This is a genomic window from Erwinia persicina NBRC 102418 (genome assembly GCF_001571305.1).
GTDB lineage: Bacteria > Pseudomonadota > Gammaproteobacteria > Enterobacterales > Enterobacteriaceae > Erwinia > Erwinia persicina.
In genome coordinates, this window is the sequence record NZ_BCTN01000059.1 from 1 (window position 1) to 1,431 (window position 1,431).

2 protein-coding genes are annotated in these 1,431 nt (G+C 46.1%); both read right to left on the reverse strand.

Annotated features, from left to right (window positions below; translation table 11 throughout):
* Positions 1 to 112: 112 nt before the first annotated feature.
* Entirely contained in the window at positions 113 to 475 is a 363-nt protein-coding gene (locus EPE01S_RS22625; RefSeq protein WP_062749679.1) for a hypothetical protein, read from the reverse strand.
* A gap of 4 nt (positions 476 to 479) precedes the next feature.
* Positions 480 to 1,431, reverse strand: a 952-nt coding sequence (locus tag EPE01S_RS24035) for a hypothetical protein (RefSeq protein ID WP_255210184.1), incomplete at its 5' end; no start/stop codon positions are given.

The following is a 1,431-nucleotide window of genomic DNA, read 5'->3' on the forward strand; positions in this document are numbered from 1 at the left end:
GCGGAGACTATTGCCATCAGCACACAGGCATCGTTCGCCAGATACCCGGCGCAATGGCCGGGATTTTAGTCAATTGAATAAAATACATAAGACTGACTGGCCGTTATTTTATTCATGCAGTAACGTTATAACGCGCATCCTGAATAATGTAAGGCTCTGCAATCTCTTCCCACACTACTTCTGCCATCTTTTGCCATTCGGTTGGTTTTTTTTGCTTCACAAGATAATCCCTTATTAACTTCACTGCCTTGTTAAAATCCTCTTTATTTAACTCTACAAATGAATAAAACTTTAGGTATTCACCTTCTTCAGACTTAATCACTTCATGCAATTTAGAGTGCTCGGGCAAAAAAACAGCATCCAACAGCTCACCAAATGCATCCCAATAATTCCCGTTTACAAAGCCTCCGGTTCTTTGAAAGTTGCTTTCTCTCTGCCCATTATCATTCCAACCAATAAATAAACTCGCCCCCATACCATCACCTCATAATAATAATTTTATCTTGCTGTGCTTTAGGCAGTGTTTTTATATAATCCATAAAGGTTTTTTGGTTCGCGGGCGTTAGGACTCTAAAATCGACAGGCACAAAGTCAGCTTTTTGCAAGTGATCTTGGATAACATCCCTTCCACTACCAACACTCATGTTCTTCTCATAAAACTTATTTAACCCATCTATTTCTTTTTGTGACAGTCTATCGGTAGTATACATGGCATCAACGGTTTTACCTTTATTAGGGCCTGACGTAATTACAAAGTCAGGTGAACTTCCTGATTTTGCTCCAGGCGAAGGCGTATAACGCTCCATCGTACCGAGAGTAGGCTCTAATTGTGCGGCAGATGCAGCTTCAGCCGGTTTTAGCTTACCATTACCACCCAGATCAGGTGTATTAAGTCGGTCATGTCCTTCCAGCGGCGTGACATTGACTTTTACTTCGTAAATGCCATCTGTATTCCTGACCAGCTTTTCAGTTTTACCAAGTGTAGTACTTAGAACCGGTATTTTCTTACCAGGTGAAAGTAGGCCTGCCAGCATCCCACCCGTAGCTTCCAGCGCTGCCTGATTTCCTTCAGACGCCTGTTTGATGGTGTCGGCAACCGCTGACCAGGTATCGCTTTGCATCAGCGCCTTAACGTTGTCTGCCACCGCCTGATTCTTCCCGGACAGATCGTTGAGCGCCGTACTACAGTAACTGTCCCCGGCAGCACATGACGCCAGCGCCATCGCTGCATCAGCAGCGTAATCCGCCCCACCCAGTGCCGCATCACCGGTATCAGCCAGGGCATTGATAATGCCGTTTGCGATGGAAGAGGTTGTACCGTTGCCCAGCTTATCCCTGACCTGCTCTTTCCAGTGCTCAGCGCTCTGCTTAACCGATTCGCGGGCTTTATCGCCGCTCAGCGAGTTATTCTCCACCGCATTCTTACCCGCC